General features: G+C 45.9%; 20 protein-coding genes. All 20 read left to right on the plus strand.

The features are described from left to right. The first annotated feature begins 2 nt into the window (after positions 1–2). The 20 genes from NX903_RS06220 (at position 3) to NX903_RS06315 (ending at position 17117) form a co-directional block, all read left to right on the plus strand. Positions 3–1490 (plus strand): phage portal protein, encoded by a 1488-nt coding sequence (locus NX903_RS06220; protein WP_029317667.1) that lies wholly within the window; start codon positions 3–5, stop codon positions 1488–1490. Between the two features lie 19 nt (positions 1491–1509). After that, positions 1510–2337 carry an XkdF-like putative serine protease domain-containing protein gene (locus NX903_RS06225; RefSeq protein ID WP_015483125.1) on the plus strand — a complete coding sequence of 276 codons (828 nt, stop codon included), beginning with the start codon at positions 1510–1512 and terminating at the stop codon, positions 2335–2337. A gap of 25 nt (positions 2338–2362) precedes the next feature. After that, positions 2363–3298, plus strand: a complete 936-nt coding sequence (locus NX903_RS06230) for a phage major capsid protein (protein WP_024572591.1) — start codon at positions 2363–2365, stop codon at positions 3296–3298. A gap of 21 nt (positions 3299–3319) precedes the next feature. Next, on the plus strand, positions 3320–3703 hold the full coding sequence (gene yqbG / locus NX903_RS06235; protein ID WP_086343737.1) for a protein YqbG: 384 nt from the start codon (positions 3320–3322) through the stop codon (positions 3701–3703). Beyond that, positions 3700–4056, plus strand: a complete 357-nt coding sequence (locus NX903_RS06240) for a YqbH/XkdH family protein (protein ID WP_086343738.1) — start codon at positions 3700–3702, stop codon at positions 4054–4056. Before yqbG ends, NX903_RS06240 begins: the two co-directional genes overlap by 4 nt. Continuing rightward, positions 4053–4538, plus strand: a complete 486-nt coding sequence (locus tag NX903_RS06245) for an HK97 gp10 family phage protein (protein WP_024572797.1) — start codon at positions 4053–4055, stop codon at positions 4536–4538. The genes NX903_RS06240 and NX903_RS06245 overlap by 4 nt, the downstream gene beginning before the upstream one ends. 12 nt (positions 4539–4550) lie before the next feature. Further along, positions 4551–4991 carry a hypothetical protein gene (locus tag NX903_RS06250; RefSeq protein ID WP_024572798.1) on the plus strand — a complete coding sequence of 147 codons (441 nt, stop codon included), beginning with the start codon at positions 4551–4553 and terminating at the stop codon, positions 4989–4991. A 3-nt stretch (positions 4992–4994) separates the two neighbouring features. Next, entirely contained in the window at positions 4995–5213 is a 219-nt protein-coding gene (locus NX903_RS06255) for a hypothetical protein (protein WP_003232679.1), read from the plus strand. Then, positions 5210–6610 (plus strand): phage tail sheath family protein, encoded by a 1401-nt coding sequence (locus NX903_RS06260; protein ID WP_003245369.1) that lies wholly within the window; start codon positions 5210–5212, stop codon positions 6608–6610. Before NX903_RS06255 ends, NX903_RS06260 begins: the two co-directional genes overlap by 4 nt. Position 6611: 1 nt before the next feature. Continuing rightward, positions 6612–7055, plus strand: coding sequence for a phage tail tube protein (locus NX903_RS06265; protein ID WP_003239114.1), 444 nt, complete (start codon positions 6612–6614; stop codon positions 7053–7055). A gap of 84 nt (positions 7056–7139) precedes the next feature. Continuing rightward, on the plus strand, positions 7140–7586 hold the full coding sequence (locus NX903_RS06270; protein WP_015715734.1) for a phage tail assembly chaperone: 447 nt from the start codon (positions 7140–7142) through the stop codon (positions 7584–7586). Positions 7587–7627: 41 nt separating this feature from the next. Beyond that, a complete protein-coding gene (locus NX903_RS06275; RefSeq protein ID WP_129138065.1) occupies positions 7628–7768 on the plus strand; it encodes a hypothetical protein in 141 nt (46 codons plus the stop codon). 1140 nt (positions 7769–8908) lie between these two features. Beyond that, a complete protein-coding gene (locus NX903_RS06280) occupies positions 8909–12853 on the plus strand; it encodes a transglycosylase SLT domain-containing protein (RefSeq protein ID WP_445662049.1) in 3945 nt (1314 codons plus the stop codon). After that, complete coding sequence (locus tag NX903_RS06285; protein ID WP_038828716.1) at positions 12846–13505, plus strand: LysM peptidoglycan-binding domain-containing protein; 660 nt, start codon at positions 12846–12848, stop codon at positions 13503–13505. The genes NX903_RS06280 and NX903_RS06285 overlap by 8 nt, the downstream gene beginning before the upstream one ends. Positions 13506–13520: 15 nt before the next feature. Then, positions 13521–14498, plus strand: a complete 978-nt coding sequence (locus NX903_RS06290; protein WP_003245730.1) for a phage-like element PBSX protein XkdQ — start codon at positions 13521–13523, stop codon at positions 14496–14498. After that, a complete protein-coding gene (locus tag NX903_RS06295; RefSeq protein ID WP_003244812.1) occupies positions 14498–14764 on the plus strand; it encodes a DUF2577 family protein in 267 nt (88 codons plus the stop codon). The genes NX903_RS06290 and NX903_RS06295 overlap by 1 nt, the downstream gene beginning before the upstream one ends. A gap of 57 nt (positions 14765–14821) precedes the next feature. Further along, positions 14822–15247 (plus strand): DUF2634 domain-containing protein, encoded by a 426-nt coding sequence (locus tag NX903_RS06300; RefSeq protein ID WP_003232671.1) that lies wholly within the window; start codon positions 14822–14824, stop codon positions 15245–15247. Continuing rightward, positions 15240–16286, plus strand: a complete 1047-nt coding sequence (locus NX903_RS06305) for a baseplate J/gp47 family protein (protein WP_024573155.1) — start codon at positions 15240–15242, stop codon at positions 16284–16286. The genes NX903_RS06300 and NX903_RS06305 overlap by 8 nt, the downstream gene beginning before the upstream one ends. After that, on the plus strand, positions 16270–16848 hold the full coding sequence (locus NX903_RS06310; RefSeq protein WP_014476551.1) for a YmfQ family protein: 579 nt from the start codon (positions 16270–16272) through the stop codon (positions 16846–16848). Before NX903_RS06305 ends, NX903_RS06310 begins: the two co-directional genes overlap by 17 nt. Then, entirely contained in the window at positions 16845–17117 is a 273-nt protein-coding gene (locus tag NX903_RS06315) for a hypothetical protein (protein ID WP_015715738.1), read from the plus strand. Before NX903_RS06310 ends, NX903_RS06315 begins: the two co-directional genes overlap by 4 nt. The last annotated feature ends 1 nt before the right edge of the window (position 17118 follow it).

Below are 17118 nucleotides of genomic sequence, written 5' to 3' on the forward strand. Positions count from 1 at the left end.
TCATGCACAATCAAACAGTCAGAGCAACTGTATTTAAAGCCAATGCCGCCGCTCCTCAGACAAAGCAAATCTATGAAGATGACTTTTCTGAGCTGTACGGAGAGGACATTATCGCTCCGCCCTACAATATCATCGAGCTCAAAACCATTGCCGAATACTCGACCATTCTTCAGCAATGCATTGATGCGTACAGAGTGAATATTACAGGCTTTGGATTCGATGTTGAGTACACATTTGATGTCAACGCAAGTGATGTCGATCAGGCAAAAAAGAAAAGAGCGGAAAAAGACTGGGCCAGACTCGAAGCCTTTTATAAATGTCTTCACTTTGATGAATCAGCTGAAATGATTTTAGGCTATGCCATCGAAGACAGAGAAAAAACAGGCAACGGATTTATGGAAGTGCTTCGCGACGGGGCGGGAAAACCTGCCGGCATCGAATATTTAGATGTGAAATATATGCGTGTATGCGGAGCTGGCGAGCCTGTTGAGGTCTCATTTATATATGAAGAAAACGGGAAAATGAAAAGGATCAAAAGGCAAAAACGCTTCCGAAAATATGTGCAGATGATTAATGGAAAGAAAGTATTTTTTAAAGAATACGGCGATCCGCGAAAAATGGATATGCGTACAGGTGAATATGTAAACACATTGGCAGAGAAGTATCAAGCAAATGAAGCCATTCACCTCAAAATCGGAAGCGGCGTATACGGTGTACCCCGCTGGATCGGCAATATTGTCAATTTATACGGAGCCCGAAAAGCAGAAGAGCTCAATTTTATGTATTTTAAGCAGGGGCGTCACGTCCCCGCTGCGATTACAGTGGAAAACGGGATGCTGTCTGAAGCTTCTTACCGGGAGCTGCAGGAATACATGAATGATCTTGAAGGCGTGGAAAACGCCCATAAATTTCTCCTGATCGAAGCGGAAGGAATCGCAAAAGAAAAGGATCTCCACGGAGGCGAGGATATTACGCCGGTTTCCGTGGAAATCAAATCCTTGGCGGAAATTCTCCAAAACGACGCCTTGTTTCTTGAATACGATGAAAAAAGCAGAAATAAGCTGCGTTCCGCGTTCCGCCTCCCGCCGCTGTATACAGGCGAGGCCCAGGAATACAACCGGGCGACAGCGGATACCGCTAGAAAAATTACGGAGGAGCAGGTCTTTCAGCCGGAGCGAAAAACGCTCGTGAATAAACTGAACACGCTGCTTTTGCCGGAGCTGAATATCCATGACGTCAGGCTGACATTAAAAGGACCGGACTTTCGTGATCCGCTTGAGATTGCGAAGGTGCTCGGTCCCTTTATTACAGCCGGAGCAGTCTCGCCGAATGATTTACGCGACCTTGCCGGACGGGTGCTTGGCAAAACACTTGAGGAGTGGCCGGAGGACATTTATAAACGGCCTGCAGGACAGGATGCGGAAAAGACAAACCTGACTGCGCTCATGCAGGAGCTGAAAGAAAGCATCGAAGATATCAAAACGTCCTGAAGGGAGGTGAATCAAGCAGGTGGCGCGAGAATTAAGAAATGCCAAAATCAGCTTTGTCAGTTATGTGGACAAGGCGGCTAACCAGACAGAATTTTTCTTTACGAAGTCAGCCGAACCTCCGTCATTTGAAAAAAAGGTTCGGCTGTTTACAAAAAGTGAGCAGGATGAACAAAAGCTCGTGTACGGAATCGTGTATGAGCCTGATGTTCCTGATGCCCACGGCGATTTTATGACCGCCGAGGAAATTGAAAAAGCAGCGCACGGTTTTCTCGCGGAGGCACGGGAAATTGATATCAATCACAGCTTTGAGGGCGGAACCGGCGTCGTGGTCGAGTCCTATGTGGCGCCCGATGATTTTATGATCGGGTCAAAGCGGATTACAAAGGGCTCATGGGTGCTCGTGACAAGAGCGTCTGACGAGGTGTGGGAACAGATTAAGGCTGGAATCATCACCGGCTACAGCATGGCGGGCACTGCAGATGTGTATGAAGAAGAACCGGTCGAAAAAGCAGGGTTCTTCAGTGTATTCAAGCAAATGCTTGCTGACAAAACAGGGAAGGAGACTGAAGAAATGAGAAAAGAAGACATGAGAGAATCATTCGAGCATGCGCTTTACCCTCTGCTCAAACGGCTTGAGCGGATTGAAAAAAACACAGACACGGAGGAAAAGCCGGAGCAGACGGGTGATGACGAGCGTCTGAAAAAGCTCGTTGAAGACATGCTTGCCCCGCTGATCGAACGCATCGAGGCTTTGGAAAAAGCGCGAGGCGCGTCTAAGCAGACAGCGGACGATACGGGCGGCAATACAGAGCAAGTCAAAAAATCAATCTGGAGCGGACTGCTGTAAAACCAGTCAAGGAGGAGGAAATCAATTGAGAAATCAAGAGATCATTCGGAAAGCGGAAATGTCGCTTTCTGCTTTAAAAAGCGGCGGGCTTATGAACCCTTCGCAAGCATCGGCTTTTATCCGCATGGTGCAAAACACGCCGACCATTTTCAGTGAATCCCGCGTGATTCAAATGGAAAACGATTCGCAAAAATTTGAAAAAATCGGCTTCGGCCAGCGTATTCTGCGGGCTGCGCAAGAAGGAAAAGCACTGTCAAACGACGAGCTGACAGTTCCAACGACAAGCACGGTCCAATTGAACACGAAGGAAGTCATTGCGGAAATTAACATTACGTATGACACACTCGAAAACAATATTGAAAAAGACGGCCTGCAGCAGACGATCATGCAGATTTTAGCAGAGCGCGCAGCAGTTGATATTGAAGAGCTGATTGTAAACGGCGATACAGCATCAGCTGATCCGTATCTGGCGCAGCTGGACGGTATCCGCAAACAAGCGGTGTCCCACATCGTTGACATGAATGGTGAAGAACTGTCCAGAGCGACATTCAAGAAAGGCTTAAAGGCTGTTCCGCCAAAATATTTGCGCATCCCTCAGGAATTCAGATTCTATACGTCGCACGGCTTAGAAGTTGAATGGAAGGACCGCGTGGCGGACCGCCAGACAAACCTTGGGGACCAGGCTGTTCAGGGCGGTTTGTCCACAGCATTCGGCGTGCCGGTCAAAGGGGTATCCAATATTCAGCCGTACACAGTCGGTGAGGGAGACGCGCAATATGACGCTTCTGATATCATTCTCACACATCCGAAAAATATCATTCTCGGCTTCTCCCGCAATATCCGAATTGAAGTCGACAAAGACATCCGCTCCCGTAAATTCATTATTGTCTTAACGGCCAAGCTGGACAGCAAGTTCGAGGAAGAGGATGCCTGCGCGAAATTAATTAACGTAAAAGAATAATAGAAACGAGGTGGTCAGCTCATGCTCATTGAACCGACTGACGTAGCCTCCTATTCGGTCTATGATCGGGTGAAAAACAGGCCGGAAGAGCTGCTGGCGCAGGATATCATCGAGGCGGAGGCAGAAGCGGTTCTCATCACGGGCCACCGCTTTGAAGACAGCTTGTATGATCCGCTGCCCGGCAAGGTGAAGTTGGCTTTGCTTAAGCTTGCCCAGTATTTTGCGCTTGTCAACAGCGATGAATCTGCCTCATCAAGCTATCAGTCTGAGAAAATGGGGGATTATTCCTACACGGTTTCCGGAGAAGGCGGGATTCAGCGGCCTGAGGTGTATCATTTGCTCGAAGAGTTTATCAAGCCGGGCTACGTCCCTGAATCCTCCAGACTGAAGGTGAGATCTTTATGAGCTACAAGCAGATGCTCATTCACCGTTGCGACATTTATCATGAAGCAGCGCAAGCGCCGTCTGCAGGCCGATTTGGGATTCCGGCAGACAGGCTGCAGCCGGTGATTTCATATCCGGAGACACCCGATGAACAAGATGTCCCTTGTTATTTTACCGAAAAAACGCAGCAGCTGATTCAGGAGGAGCCGGATCAAACTGTATATCATAGCTTTCTCGTCCATTTTCCGTTGTCAGCGGACATCCGCGTGAACGATAAAATCATTTGGGAGAATCATAAATATATACTAAAGCTGCCGAAAAGGATCAGACATCATCATTGGGAGGTCATCGCAGTCAGGGATGAAAGCTTATGAAAATAGCGGGATTGAAACAGCTGAACACGGCATTAAAAGAAGCGGCTTCAGGCGGTTTTTCCAGACAGGCGTCCCGGTGGCTTGAGGAGTGCGGGCAAGATTTTCTGGAGATCGTCCAATCTGAACTCATCAGCGCACAAACGATTGATACAGAAAAACTGCTCAGTTCCTTTGAGAAAGGCGCAGAGGACAATCTCTGGATTGTGCAAAGCGGCGGGCTTTCGCTTGAGGTGGGGACACAGCTTGATTACGCCTCATTTCTTAATGACGGCCATTGGACGTCAAAACAAGATGTGAGATGGGTGCCGGGGCGTTTTCAAGGCTCACGGTTTATTTATGATCCAGCGGCTTCAACGGGAATGGCGCTCAAGAGAAAATGGATACCGGGCACGAGCTACTGGGATCATGCACTGCTTTTATATGAACAGCTGTTTGAAAAATCGCTGGAAAGCAAACTGCGCCAGTGGCTGAAGAAGCTGTAAAGGAGGAGCAGGATGAACAGTGAAACAGGATCGATCATGGCGTTTTTGTACAGCCGGTGGTCTGTTCCCATTTATGAACGCGAGCTTCCTGATCACTTTCAGGTGCCGTCGTTATACGTCCCGCCACCATCTGTTTTCGAGGAAACAGATACGGTCTCCACATTTAAAAAAACCTACAGTCTCAATGTAAAACTGTTTCATCTGGACTCCGTTCAGGCGCTGGATGAAGCGGACAGGCTCGCGGATGCCATAAGAGAAGCGAGAAATATGATTCCGCTGCTGAGTGAATCCGGCGAGAAGACGGGGGATATGGTTCGCATCTCCCAAATCGAGACAAGAGTAGGAGACAGGGGCGAGGCGGCCATGGTGATCAGGTGGAGCAGCCGATATTATTATCACAAAATAGAACAGCCTGTCTTACAGGATATCGACATGAACAGCGGGGTGAAATAAACGGTGTCAAAGGACAAACAACAGAAGAAGGCTGTACATACAAAGAGCCGGGAAGCTCTATTTGATACAGCGGATTTGATTAAGCACGCGAAGGAACTGTTCGGCGTTAAGCCGGATATTCTTCAGGGGGCTTTATTTGGCGTGGATCAACCACGTATGACGAAATCAGAAGCCAACCAATTGATTCAAACATTTCTAACCAAGGAGGTCATGTCATCATGAATGGCGGAACATTTACAACAGGCAAAGAAAAAGAACGTGCAGGCATTTATTTTAACTTTAAAACGACGGCACAGGAGCGGGTATCACTCAGTGAACGGGGAACAGTCGCACTTCCGGTCGCATCAAGCTGGGGCGAAGCGAAAACGTTCGTCTCCATTTCCAGCGTTGAAGACCTGAACAAAAAAGTGGGTCTCAGCATTGATGACCCGTCTTTATTGCTGCTGCGTGAAGCGAAGAAAAATGCGAAAACGGTATTGATGTACCGTCTAACCGAAGGTGTCCGAGCGTCTGCTGATATTGCTGAAGGCGTCAAAGCAACTGCAGTATATGGCGGAACAAAAGGAAATGACATTATCATCCGCATCAATCAAAATGTGCTGGATGCTAATTCTTTCGATGTGACAACATATATGGACGAATCAGAGGTTGATAAACAGACTGTCAAAAAGGCTGAAGAATTAACAGCTAACGGCTATGTCACTTTTACCGGAACAGGCGATCTTTCTTCAACGATTCCTCTCACTGGATCAGAAGGAGACACTGCAGCTGAGACGCTGAATGCATCCGCGGGAATCCGTTTATCTGGCGGTACGGATAAAGCCCCTGTCAACTCTGACTATACAGATTTCTTAGCCGCGGCTGAAACGGAGAGCTTTGATGTGATTGCATTGCCTGTTGCAGAAGGTGACCAGTTGAAGGCGACGTTTGCTGCTTTCATTAAACGCCTTCGCGACGGCCAAGGACAAAAAGTGCAAGGCGTCACAGCCAATTATGCTGGTGATTATGAAGGCATAATCAACGTAACAGAGGGTGTGCTGCTTGAAGATGGCACGGAAGTTACACCGGACAAAGCAACAGCTTGGGTAGCTGGAGCGAGTGCAGGAGCAACCTTTAACCAATCACTCACATTTGTAGAGTACGAAGGCGCCGTTGATGTGTTACACCGCCTCGACCACGATACGATTGTTGAACGTCTGGGCAAAGGTGAATTTTTATTCACATTCGACGCCCGCGATAAATCCGTCAGTGTAGAAAAGGACATTAACTCACTCGTGACGTTCACAGCTGAGAAAAACAAGAAATTTGCGAAAAACAAAATCGTTCGTGTCCTGGATGCTGTGAATAATGATTTAACACGCGAGCTGAAAGCCTTAATTAAATCAAGAAAAGGCAGCGGAAGCGATATCCCGGCATCTGAAGACGGACTGCAGTATGTAAAAACGATGATCACGCAATACATGACAACACTTCAGGATGCAGGCGGCATCACTGGCTTTGATTCCGATGAAGATATCACAATTTCAATGAATGAAGATCGTGACGGCTTCTTGATTGACCTGGCTGTACAGCCTGTCGATGCAGCAGAAAAATTCTACTTTAATGTGGAGGTAAACTAATATGGCATTAAAAGCACAAAACACAATCTCAGGAAAAGAAGGCCGCTTATTTCTCGATGGTGAGGAAATGGCGCACATCAAAACATTTGAAGCAAACGTTGAGAAAAACAAATCCGAAGTCAACATTATGGGCCGCCGCATGACAGGCCATAAAACAACAGGGGCAAACGGAACTGGAACAGCAACGTTTTATAAAGTCACATCAAAATTCGTGATCCTGATGATGGACTATGTCAAAAAAGGCAGCGACCCATACTTCACACTCCAAGCCGTGCTGGATGATCAATCCTCAGGCCGGGGCACAGAGCGAGTCACGCTGTACGACGTCAACTTTGACTCTGCCAAAATCGCAAGCCTTGATGTCGATTCAGAAGCGTTAGAGGAAGAAGTTCCATTTACATTCGAAGACTTCGACGTCCCTGAAAAGCTGTCTGACACGTTTTAATAAAAGGCGCATACGCAGACCTTTCTCAGAAAGGTCTGTTTTTTTACAGGATCAAACTAAACAATAGACAAGGGAGTTTTTTACATGAGCGAGAAGAACGAAAACGTATATGATCTTTCCTTTTTTATGCCGGGAAAAACAATTGAAGCTGAGGAAATCAAAGTGCCAATCTCAAAGCGTTTTGTTGATAAAAAAGGGAACATCGTGCCATTTATTTTTAAAGCGATCACGACGGAGCGCATTGATGAATTGGAGAAAGAAACAACAACGTATAAAAATGTCAAAGGCAGAGGCCGTGTAAAAGATTTAGACAGCCAACGCTTTTATGCCCGAATCGCAGTTGAATCAACCGTTTATCCGGACTTCCGTTCAAAAGAGCTTCGAGAAGCTTACAAAACGGCTGACCCGGTAGAAGTTGCGAAACGCGTGCTCTCAGTTGGAGGCGAGTATGCGAACTGGTTAAACAAAGCGATTGAGATTAATGGATTTGAAGATGAATTAGAGGATCTGGAAGAAGAAGCAAAAAACTAATCAAGGATGGGCATAAAGAAGCCGTGTATCTCTACTATGCGATGCACGAGCTTCACTATTCCCCATCAGATTTATTGGCGCTCTACGAAGCGCCCAGAAACTATAAAGCGCTGTTGTATGGAATGATCGGATATAAGCTCGATCTCCTTGAAAAACAAGCAAAGAAAGGAGGGGCATCGTAATTGGCAAAGCTGACAGCAAGGTTTGAAATGGAAGACCGTGTAAGTAAAAAGTTAAGAAAGATCCAGAATGAGTTTAGAGCACTTGAAAAGTATAGAAAAATGGTGCAGCGAAAAAGCGCTATTGATGTTCGAAAAGAAAGCAAAACTGTATTAAGGACAATTGATCGCATACAAAAATCATTAAAGAAAAAGCTTGGCGCCCAAATGATCTCCATTTCAACTGAGGATAAAGCCAGCAGTGTCATTCAGCAGGTTAATGTTCAATTGCAGAGATTGCCGTCATCTGTATCTATAAAAATAGATGCTAGTGACCAAGCAACCGAAAAGTTTGAACGATTAAGAGAGCTCGTGGCAGGTTTTAAAGGCTTTACGATTATGCTGAGTGCAGAAGATCAAGTGTTGCCGGCTGTGCAAAAAATACAGCGCTATATGGAAACTGCACTTAAAAATGGTTACTCTGTTACGATACGCGTGATTGATCACGTCATGAAAACAGTCGGTCGTATTTCTGCTGGTATTGATGCCTTAACAGGAAAAGACAACAAACTTGAGCTCGCTATTAATGACAGGGTGTCAAATAAGCTGGATTCATTGCAGAAAAGAATTGACAGCATGGGAAGCTCAGGTCCCTCCGAGAAAGGAGCGCCTTCATCAGGAGGAAATACAGGAGATATTGCGAGCATGTTTGATCCAGAAACGATTTTGACAGCACTGGACAAATTTGCTGCTTCTTTCATGGAAAAGGTGGATGAAATCGCCACAAAGTTCAGCCCGGAAACAATCTTAACAGAGCTGGATAAATTTACGACATCGTTCATGAATAAGGTGGATGAAGTCGCCACAAAGTTTAGTCCAGAGACAATTTTGTCGCAGCTGGATAAGTTCACAACATCGTTCATGAGTAAAGTGGACGCAATTGCAACGAAGTTCAGTCCAGAAACGATTCTGGCACAGTTGGATAAGTTTACAACATCGTTCATGAGTAAAGTGGACGGAATTGCGACGAAATTCAGTCCAGAAACGATTTTGTCACAGCTGGATAAATTTACAACATCGTTCATGAATAAAGTGGACGCAATTGCAACGAAGTTCAGTCCAGAAACGATTCTGGCACAGTTGGATAAGTTTACAACATCGTTCATGAGTAAAGTGGACGGAATTGCGACGAAATTCAGTCCAGAAACGATTTTGTCACAGCTGGATAAATTCACAACATCGTTCATGAGTAAAGTGGATGCAATCGCAAGTAAATTCAGTCCAGAAACGATTTTGTCGCAGCTGGATAAATTCACAACATCGTTCATGAGTAAAGTGGACGCAATTGCGACGAAATTCAGTCCAGAAACGATTTTGTCCCAGCTGGATAAATTCACAACATCGTTCATGAGTAAAGTGGATGCAATCGCAAGTAAATTCAGTCCAGAAACGATTTTTAAGCAGCTTGACAAGTTTACAGATTCCTTTATGAAAAAAGTGGATGCAACCGCAAGTAAATTCAGTCCAGAAGCGATTTTTAAGCAGCTTGACAAGTTTACAGATTCCTTTATGAAAAAAGTGGATGAAATCGCAAGCAAATTCAGTCCAGAAGCGATTTTTAAGCAGCTTGATAAGTTTACAGATTCCTTCATGAAAAAAGTGGATGATATCGTAAGTAAATTCAGCCCGGAAACAATCTTTAACGAGCTTGACAAGTTTACAGATTCCTTCATGAAAAAAGTGGACGATGTCGTAAGTAAATTCAGCCCGGAAACGATTTTAAACGAGCTTGACAAGTTTACAGATTCCTTTATGAAAAAAGCAGATGATGTCGCCAGCAAATTCAGTCCAGACGCCATTATTACTAAAGCGGAAGACTTTGTAACAAATATTGTTGACAAAATTTTAGAGAAATTTAATTTCCTGAACCCGGATAAAATCGCTAATAAAGCAGAAAAGTTTGTTGATAACATTGTTTCAAAAATCGCCAAGAAATTCGAGAAATTCAGCCCTGATAAAATTATTGAAAAAGTGGGAGAGTTTTTTGAAAAAATTATAAAAGGCATTGCTGAGAAGCTGGGGAATCTGGATATTGGCGGGTTGTTTGGCGGCAAATCCAGCGGAAGCAAAGGCAAACAAAAAGCTTCAAAAGCCAATACAAAGAACTCAACTTCTAACAATTCAAACCGCACTAAAAAACCTTCTATGAACCAAAAATCTTCAGGTTCAAAATCGAAAAAGTCAGGCGGCAAATGGGGCGGGGCTTGTGGTTGCTGCTGTGCCGGAATCAGTACAGGCAAAAGCAAAAAAGTCAAAAATAGAAACGGTTCATCAACAAAAGGGAATAAAACAAATCCTGTGAATACACCTAAATCTGCTAAAGGAGCAGCAGGCAAAGGTTTTTCAGGCCTTCTGAAAACATTGGGTGAATCAAAAGGCTTAAAAGGCGGACTAAAGGGCTTAAAAGGAGCTGCAAAAGGAATACCGGGATTAGGCGAAATACTGTCCCTTACTGACTTAGCCGGTATCAATAAGAATAATGCTGGTGAAAAAGTAGGTTCAGCCGGCGGAGGTTTAGCAGGAGCCGCTGCAGGAGCGGCTATTGGAAGCGTTGTGCCGGGAGTCGGGACTGCTATTGGCGGTGTTGTAGGAGGAATTGCCGGTACTTTCGGCGGTGAAAGTTTAGGTAAGGCAATTGATGCCGGCGCTCTAGAAGATACATGGAACAGCATTACAGAGGGTGCGCAAAATGCCTGGTCAGCCATTCAGGATACTTGGGGAACTGTATCAACATGGTTTATGGATAATGTCTGGACGCCAGTGTCAACCGCAGTTGTGGGTGTAGCAACAAGCATATGGTCCAACATCGTGAATGCTTGGACAACGATCCAAACGATATTCAGTACTGTATCAACATGGTTTATGGACAATGTCTGGACGCCGGTTTCATCAGCAGTTGTGGGTGTAGCAACAGCAATATGGTCTAAAATCGTAAATGCATGGACGACAATTAAAAATGTGTTCAGTACAGTTGCTTCATGGTTTATGAGTAATGTGTGGGGGCCAGTCAAATCAGCTGTAATAGGAGCGGCAACTACAATCTGGGATAAAATGACCGGTGCTTGGAATAAGATTAAGAGTGTTTTCAGTACGGTATCGGGATGGTTCATGGATACAGTTTGGAACCCGGTCAAAAATACAGTCTCAGATGTAGGTAAGGGAATCTCAGATGCTTTCAAAAAAGCGATAGACACCGTTAAGAACATTTGGAAAGGCCTGAGCGGCTGGTTTAAAAAGAATATTCAAGAACCTCTTACAAAGGTGGGAGAAGCGATTTCAGATGCTTTTTCTAAAGCGTTCGGCTGGGTGAAGCAAATCTGGGATAAAGCTGGCGGCGTAGCTAGTAAAGTAATTAATTTTGTAACCGGCGGCGGTGATCCGAATAAAGGTAAGGATCCGGATAAAAATGCCACAGGCGGCTACATCACCAAACCAACCATCTCGTGGATCGGTGAAGCCGGCAAGGAATTCGTTATCCCGGTTGATAACAACCGAGGCCGGGGGAAGATGCTTCTTTCACAAGCGGCGTCTAAGCTGGGTATGCAAGTTGTAGACGACATGGGAGCAGCTTCGTCTTCTGGCGGAAGTCCAGCATCTGTTTCAGGAGGAGCAGCTGTCAGTCCTCTATCAGGCTCAGCCTCCCCAGCAATGAACACTGCAAATCTTACAGGCCAAGCGTCCACACTCGGACAGCAATTTTCAGAAGGCTTTGGTAAAGGCATCAGCGATCAGCCGGTCAAAATGGAAGACTGGAAAAAGAAAAACATCAATACGCCATTTACACAAATGATTTCTGCTTCACCAAATTACGGTAAACAAATGGTAAGCGGGTATGCCAAGGGTCAAAACGGCACTGCAACCGGAACGGACGGCTTTTTGCAATCAAAAGTTAAAACGCCGTACCAAGCCACTGTGAACAAATCGTCTTCATGGGGCACAGGAACGGTCAAAGGCTTTGCGCAAGGACAAAACTCAACCCAAACAGGGACTGCACAGTATGTGAGTACACATGTTGACAAACCGTTCCTGCGTTCAAAAGACACATCGAACAGCTGGGGTTCAGGCATGATCGGAAACTTTGTGACAGGCATGAATTCTAAATCCAGTGAAGTAAAACAAGCGGCAAAGGATATGGCCAAGAGAGTGGAGCAGGCTTTCCGTGAGGAATTAGATATCCATTCACCTTCCCGTGTCATGATGAGCTTGGGGCGTTTTGCTTCAATTGGTGTTGTCAAAGGCCTTGGCTCAGTAGATGTAAAGAAATATGCTGAAAAACAAGCCGGATCACTGGCGGCTGCCTATTCCGGAATGGGAGCCATGGGCGGGAACGTAAAACAGTGGATTATGGCCGCTCTCATGGCCACCAAGACACCAATGAGCTGGCTTCCGGGTCTCTTGACGATTGCGCAGCATGAATCCGGAGGCAATCCGAACGCAATCAACCTGTGGGACAGCAACGCAAAAGCGGGGCATCCGTCACAAGGGCTGATGCAGACGATCCCAAGCACTTTTAATGACCATAAAGCACCGGGTATGGGTAACATTAAAAACCCGATTCACAACGCAGCTGCTGCGATCGGCTACATTAAAAGCAGATATGGATCAATCAACAATGTGCCGGGTATTAAAAGCCTGAATCATGGCGGACCGTATGTCGGTTACGCAAACGGCGGGCTGATTACAAAAGAACAAATTGCCCGTGTCGGAGAAGGAAACAAGCGGGAATGGATCATTCCGGAGGAGCGAGGCATCCGCGGCCGCTACCTCCTTCAGAGAGCTGCGCAAGCTCTTGGTATGGAAGTGACAGATCCGTCTCAATCCCAGCAGTCTGAGCTTTCTTCAGGACAAGTTTCAGCAGTTACATCCGGTACACGGCAAACGATACAAACAGCCGGAACGAAAGAAATAAAGATTGAGTTTAACGGCGATCAGCATTTCCATAATGGACAGGATGCTGATGGCCTGGTTGCGAAAATCAAGCAGGCATTACTTGATGAATTACAAAATGACATTAACACCGGAACAAAGGGGGTCGTGGCTTTTGACTAAGTCTATCTATGAATTTTGGATATCACAGGGGAAAGAAAAGCTGCGATTCCCTGTTCTTCCTGAAGCGATTGATATAGCGAATAGTGTACAAAATGACTCAGTAAAGATAACGGGATTGGGTGAACTAACGTTTATTGAAGAACCCGGAGCAAAAGAAATTTCATTTTCTTCTTTTTTTCCAAAAAAGTATACGCCGATAGCTGAATATCAAAATCTCCCGTCTCCGGAAAATGCCATTGCGAAAATTGAAAAATGGATGAAGGCAAAAAAGCCTGTTCAATTTTTAATTACGGGAACAAAAATCAATATGACATGCAGTATTGAAAGCCTTAAATATAGTGAGGGAGACAATGAAATAGGAGATCGGGATTTTGATATTGTATTAAAAGAATACAAAACCGCTTCCCCGCGGAAAATCAAGCAGAAGAAAAAAACAAAGGCAAAACGTCCGTCGAAGGCTGCGCCGAAGACGTACACAGTGAAAAAGGGAGACACGCTATGGGACATTGCAGGCAGATTTTACGGGAACAGTACTCAATGGCGCAAAATTTGGAACGCCAATAAAACAGCAATGATCAAACGAAGCAAACGGAACATCAGGCAGCCGGGCCACTGGATTTTTCCCGGCCAAAAATTAAAGATACCGCAATGAAACAGGTGATGTATGATGATAGAACTGTTCGTCATTAAAGACACAGAGTGGCTTGAGCTGGTTGCAGAAAGCGTATCGCTTGAAGGCCATCGTTATCAGGCGCCGCGCTCCATTGAAGCGACCATCGTCACCAAACAGGGCGACCAGACGTATTACAGTGTCTCAGAAGGAGATACGGTCTTGTTTAAATGGAAGGGAAAAGAGCTTTTTCGGGGCATTGTTTTTGCAAGAACCCCGGACGAGCATACGCTTGCCTTCAGCGCTTATGACATGCTTCAATACCTGGTCAAAAACCAGGATATGTACGTGTTTTCCAATCAGCGGGCCGACCAGATCATCAGAAGGATTGCTAGTGACTTCCAGATACCGACAACCTCGATCGCAAACACAGGCCATACGATCAAAAGTCTTGTCATTAAAAATGATACGACATTGTATGACATCATATTAAAAGCGCTGAAACAGACGAAAAGCCAGACAGGACGACATTACCAGCTGTATTCGGAAAAAGGAAAGCTCGGTCTGCGCGCTTGGCCAGATCCGTCAGAGGTATGGGTGCTTGAAACGGGCGTCAATATCACGGGCTACCAATACAGCACTTCTATAAACGACACTGCTACTCGGGTGGTGCTTCGCCGGCAGAAGGACAATAAGACATATAAAGCCTCTGCCAAGGACAGTTCAGGCTTAAATAAATACGGTGTGCTTCAATATACGGAAACGGTCACAGATGACATCAACCAGGCACAGCTTCAGCAGCGGGCAGATGTACGGCTTGCTGAAAAAAAGGGCGTGAAAAAAGAACTGAAAAATATTCAGGCAGTGGGCATCCCGGAAGTGCAGAGCGGCTTGCCTGTCTATATTTCTATTCCGGAGGCCGGCATCAAGAAAACCTATTGGGTAGATACGGACCGGCACGAATTTAAAGGAACGAAACATACGATGACGATCGATGTTGTCGAAAAGAATACGATGCCGGAAGGAGTTTCCTGATGAGATTAAGTGAGGCTATAAAACATTTGGCAGTCGGCGCAGTTGACGCTGAGTCTCCGGTAGAACTGCTCCCGGCTGAAGTCGTTTCGGTTTCTCCTGTGGAAATCAAATTAAAAGAAAACAGCAAACTGATCATACCGGAAGACGCCATCATTATCCCAAAACGAATGCAGTCCGGAGGAGACGATGCACTCGAGCCGGGGGATCGCCTCATGACCGCGGCTCTGACTGGCGGGCAATCGTTTTTTATTTTAGATAAGGTATAGACAAAACCGCTTCAGTACGAAGGGGTTTTTATTTAGCATGTAAAAGGAGTGGGCATCATGGCCCTGACACCAGAAGTGGAGTTTGAAGATATTGAAGTTGAGAGCGAAGTCATTGAAACCTCGCAAACGTACAAAATAGATTTTGAAAACGGAAGAATTACGAATGAGCTGATTACCGGGCTTGAAGCGATCAGGCAGTTCGTGTATATCGCCTTACAGACAGAACGCTATGCATATTCCATATACAGCCATAATGTCGGAAACGAGCTTCAGGACGTGCTGACAGATCATGAGACGACTGATGCGTATAAAAAGATGGAGATTCCGAGACTGATAGAAGAGGCGCTGGTTTATGATGACCGGATATCGGCTGTAACAGATTTTGAGATTGAAAAACAAGGCGACGCGTTTCATGTGTCCTTCGTGGTGGAGACGGATGAAGGAACGCTTGAGATTGAGGAGGTGATTGGCGAAGATGTTTGAAGATCAGACTTTTGAAGCGATTATGGAGCGTATGCTGAACAGCATTTCCGCAGATATTGACACAAGAGAAGGCAGCGTCATTTATAATGCGTTAGCCCCGGCGGCGGCCGAGCTTGCGAAGTCTTATATATGGCTGGATACTGTACTTGAGCTCGTTTTTTCTGATACCGCACAAGGCGAATTTTTAGACAGGCGTGCAGCGGAAGCGGGAATTGAACGGACAGCCGCGACAAAGGCGGTCAGAGCGGGAGAGTTTACATCTGGAGTTACTATTCCTGTCGGCTCCCGCTTTTACGTGGATAATCTTTATTTTCAATATACGGCAGACGGGACGCTCATCTGTGAAACACCTGGTGAAGCGGGAAACGCCAATCTGACCGGACGCAATTTACTGTCATTGGATACCATTCCCGGTTTAGAAACGGCCATTGTCAAAGAAATCCTGATTCCGGGGCGCGAGGAAGAGGGAGATGACAGCTTGCGAGAACGGTATTTTACAAGGGTTCGGCGTGAGGCCGTCAGTGCCAATAAAATGCATTATAAAGAGTGGGCTGAGGAAGTGGACGGTGTGGGAAAGGCAAAGATCTTCCCGCTTTGGAACGGTGAAGGCACGGTCAAAATTGTCGTCACCAATGCGAATCTTGAGCCCGCTTCTCCTATTTTAATTCAAAAAGTGAAAGATTATATCGACCCTGAACCAGGACAGGGAGAGGGACAGGCGCCAATCGGAGCCGTTGTCACGGTGGAAAGCGCGGTCTGGAAGGAAGTTGAGATTTCTGCCGAAGTGCTGCCGGAGATCAATCACTCAATTGATGAAGTGAAGTCGGAAATTGAGGAAGGCGTTTTAAACCTCTTTAAAAAAATGGCGTTTGAAGACAACGTTATCCGCCTTTCTCAAATTAACAATATCGTCTATAATTCACCATCAGTCAGTGACTACTCCAATATTCAAATCAACGGCACGTCTGAAAATCTGGTGCTGAGCAACGTGGAAATTCCTAAGCTTGGGCAGGTGAAGATCATTGAGCAAACAAGATGACATGCGAGCTTATCTGCCGCCGTTTCTCACCAGCCTTAAAGAAATGGCCGAGCTGCTGAAAGCGGAAGCGCCTGAGTTTGATAAACAAAATGACAGCATATTTGATCTGACGGATCAGTTATTCGTACCGACGGCGACTTGGGGGCTCAGCCGCTGGGAAAAAATTTTAAACGTCCCGCGGGAATCAGGCGACACTGATGAGATCAGACGATTGCGGCTCATTTCCAAAATGTCGAACATCCCGCCAATCACATACAGGGCCATTGAGCAGGCGGTAAACCGTTTCTTGAAAAACCCGTCTGCACAGGTCCGCCTGCTTCCCGGCGAATACCGATTTAACGTCGATATCAATGTTGATGACCTCCAGCACATGAATGAGCTGATCGAAGCGATAGAAAACATGAAACCCGCTCATTTGGCGTATACGCTCAGAGGCGGATTGAATGAGACGCTGCAAATCAAAGATACAGTCATCCTGAATCACCGCAGATACCGAACGGCCAGTGAGCTCAAGGTCGGTTATTCTGTCACTCTTAACAACAATGAGGTGGTTTTAACTTGATTTCAACCATATACAGAGAACGCACAGCGGCTGATCTAAAAAGCAGAATCGATCACGTGCTGCTCAACGGCCAAAAAACAGAAATAGTAGAGCTCGCCATTGACGGTGCGACCGTCACCGTTCTGACAAAACGTGAGGAAGACATTAAGCATATCGAAACGGTACAAATTTTTGACGAGCTGGGCAACATCATCACAGAGAGAAAGACTGACCTGGACGTCAGCGAAAACAGAACACTTGATTTCAGATTTACTTTTGAGGTGGTGTAAA

It is taken from the genome of Bacillus sp. FSL R5-0576, from assembly GCF_038004765.1.
Taxonomy (GTDB): Bacteria; Bacillota; Bacilli; order Bacillales; family Bacillaceae; genus Bacillus; species Bacillus subtilis.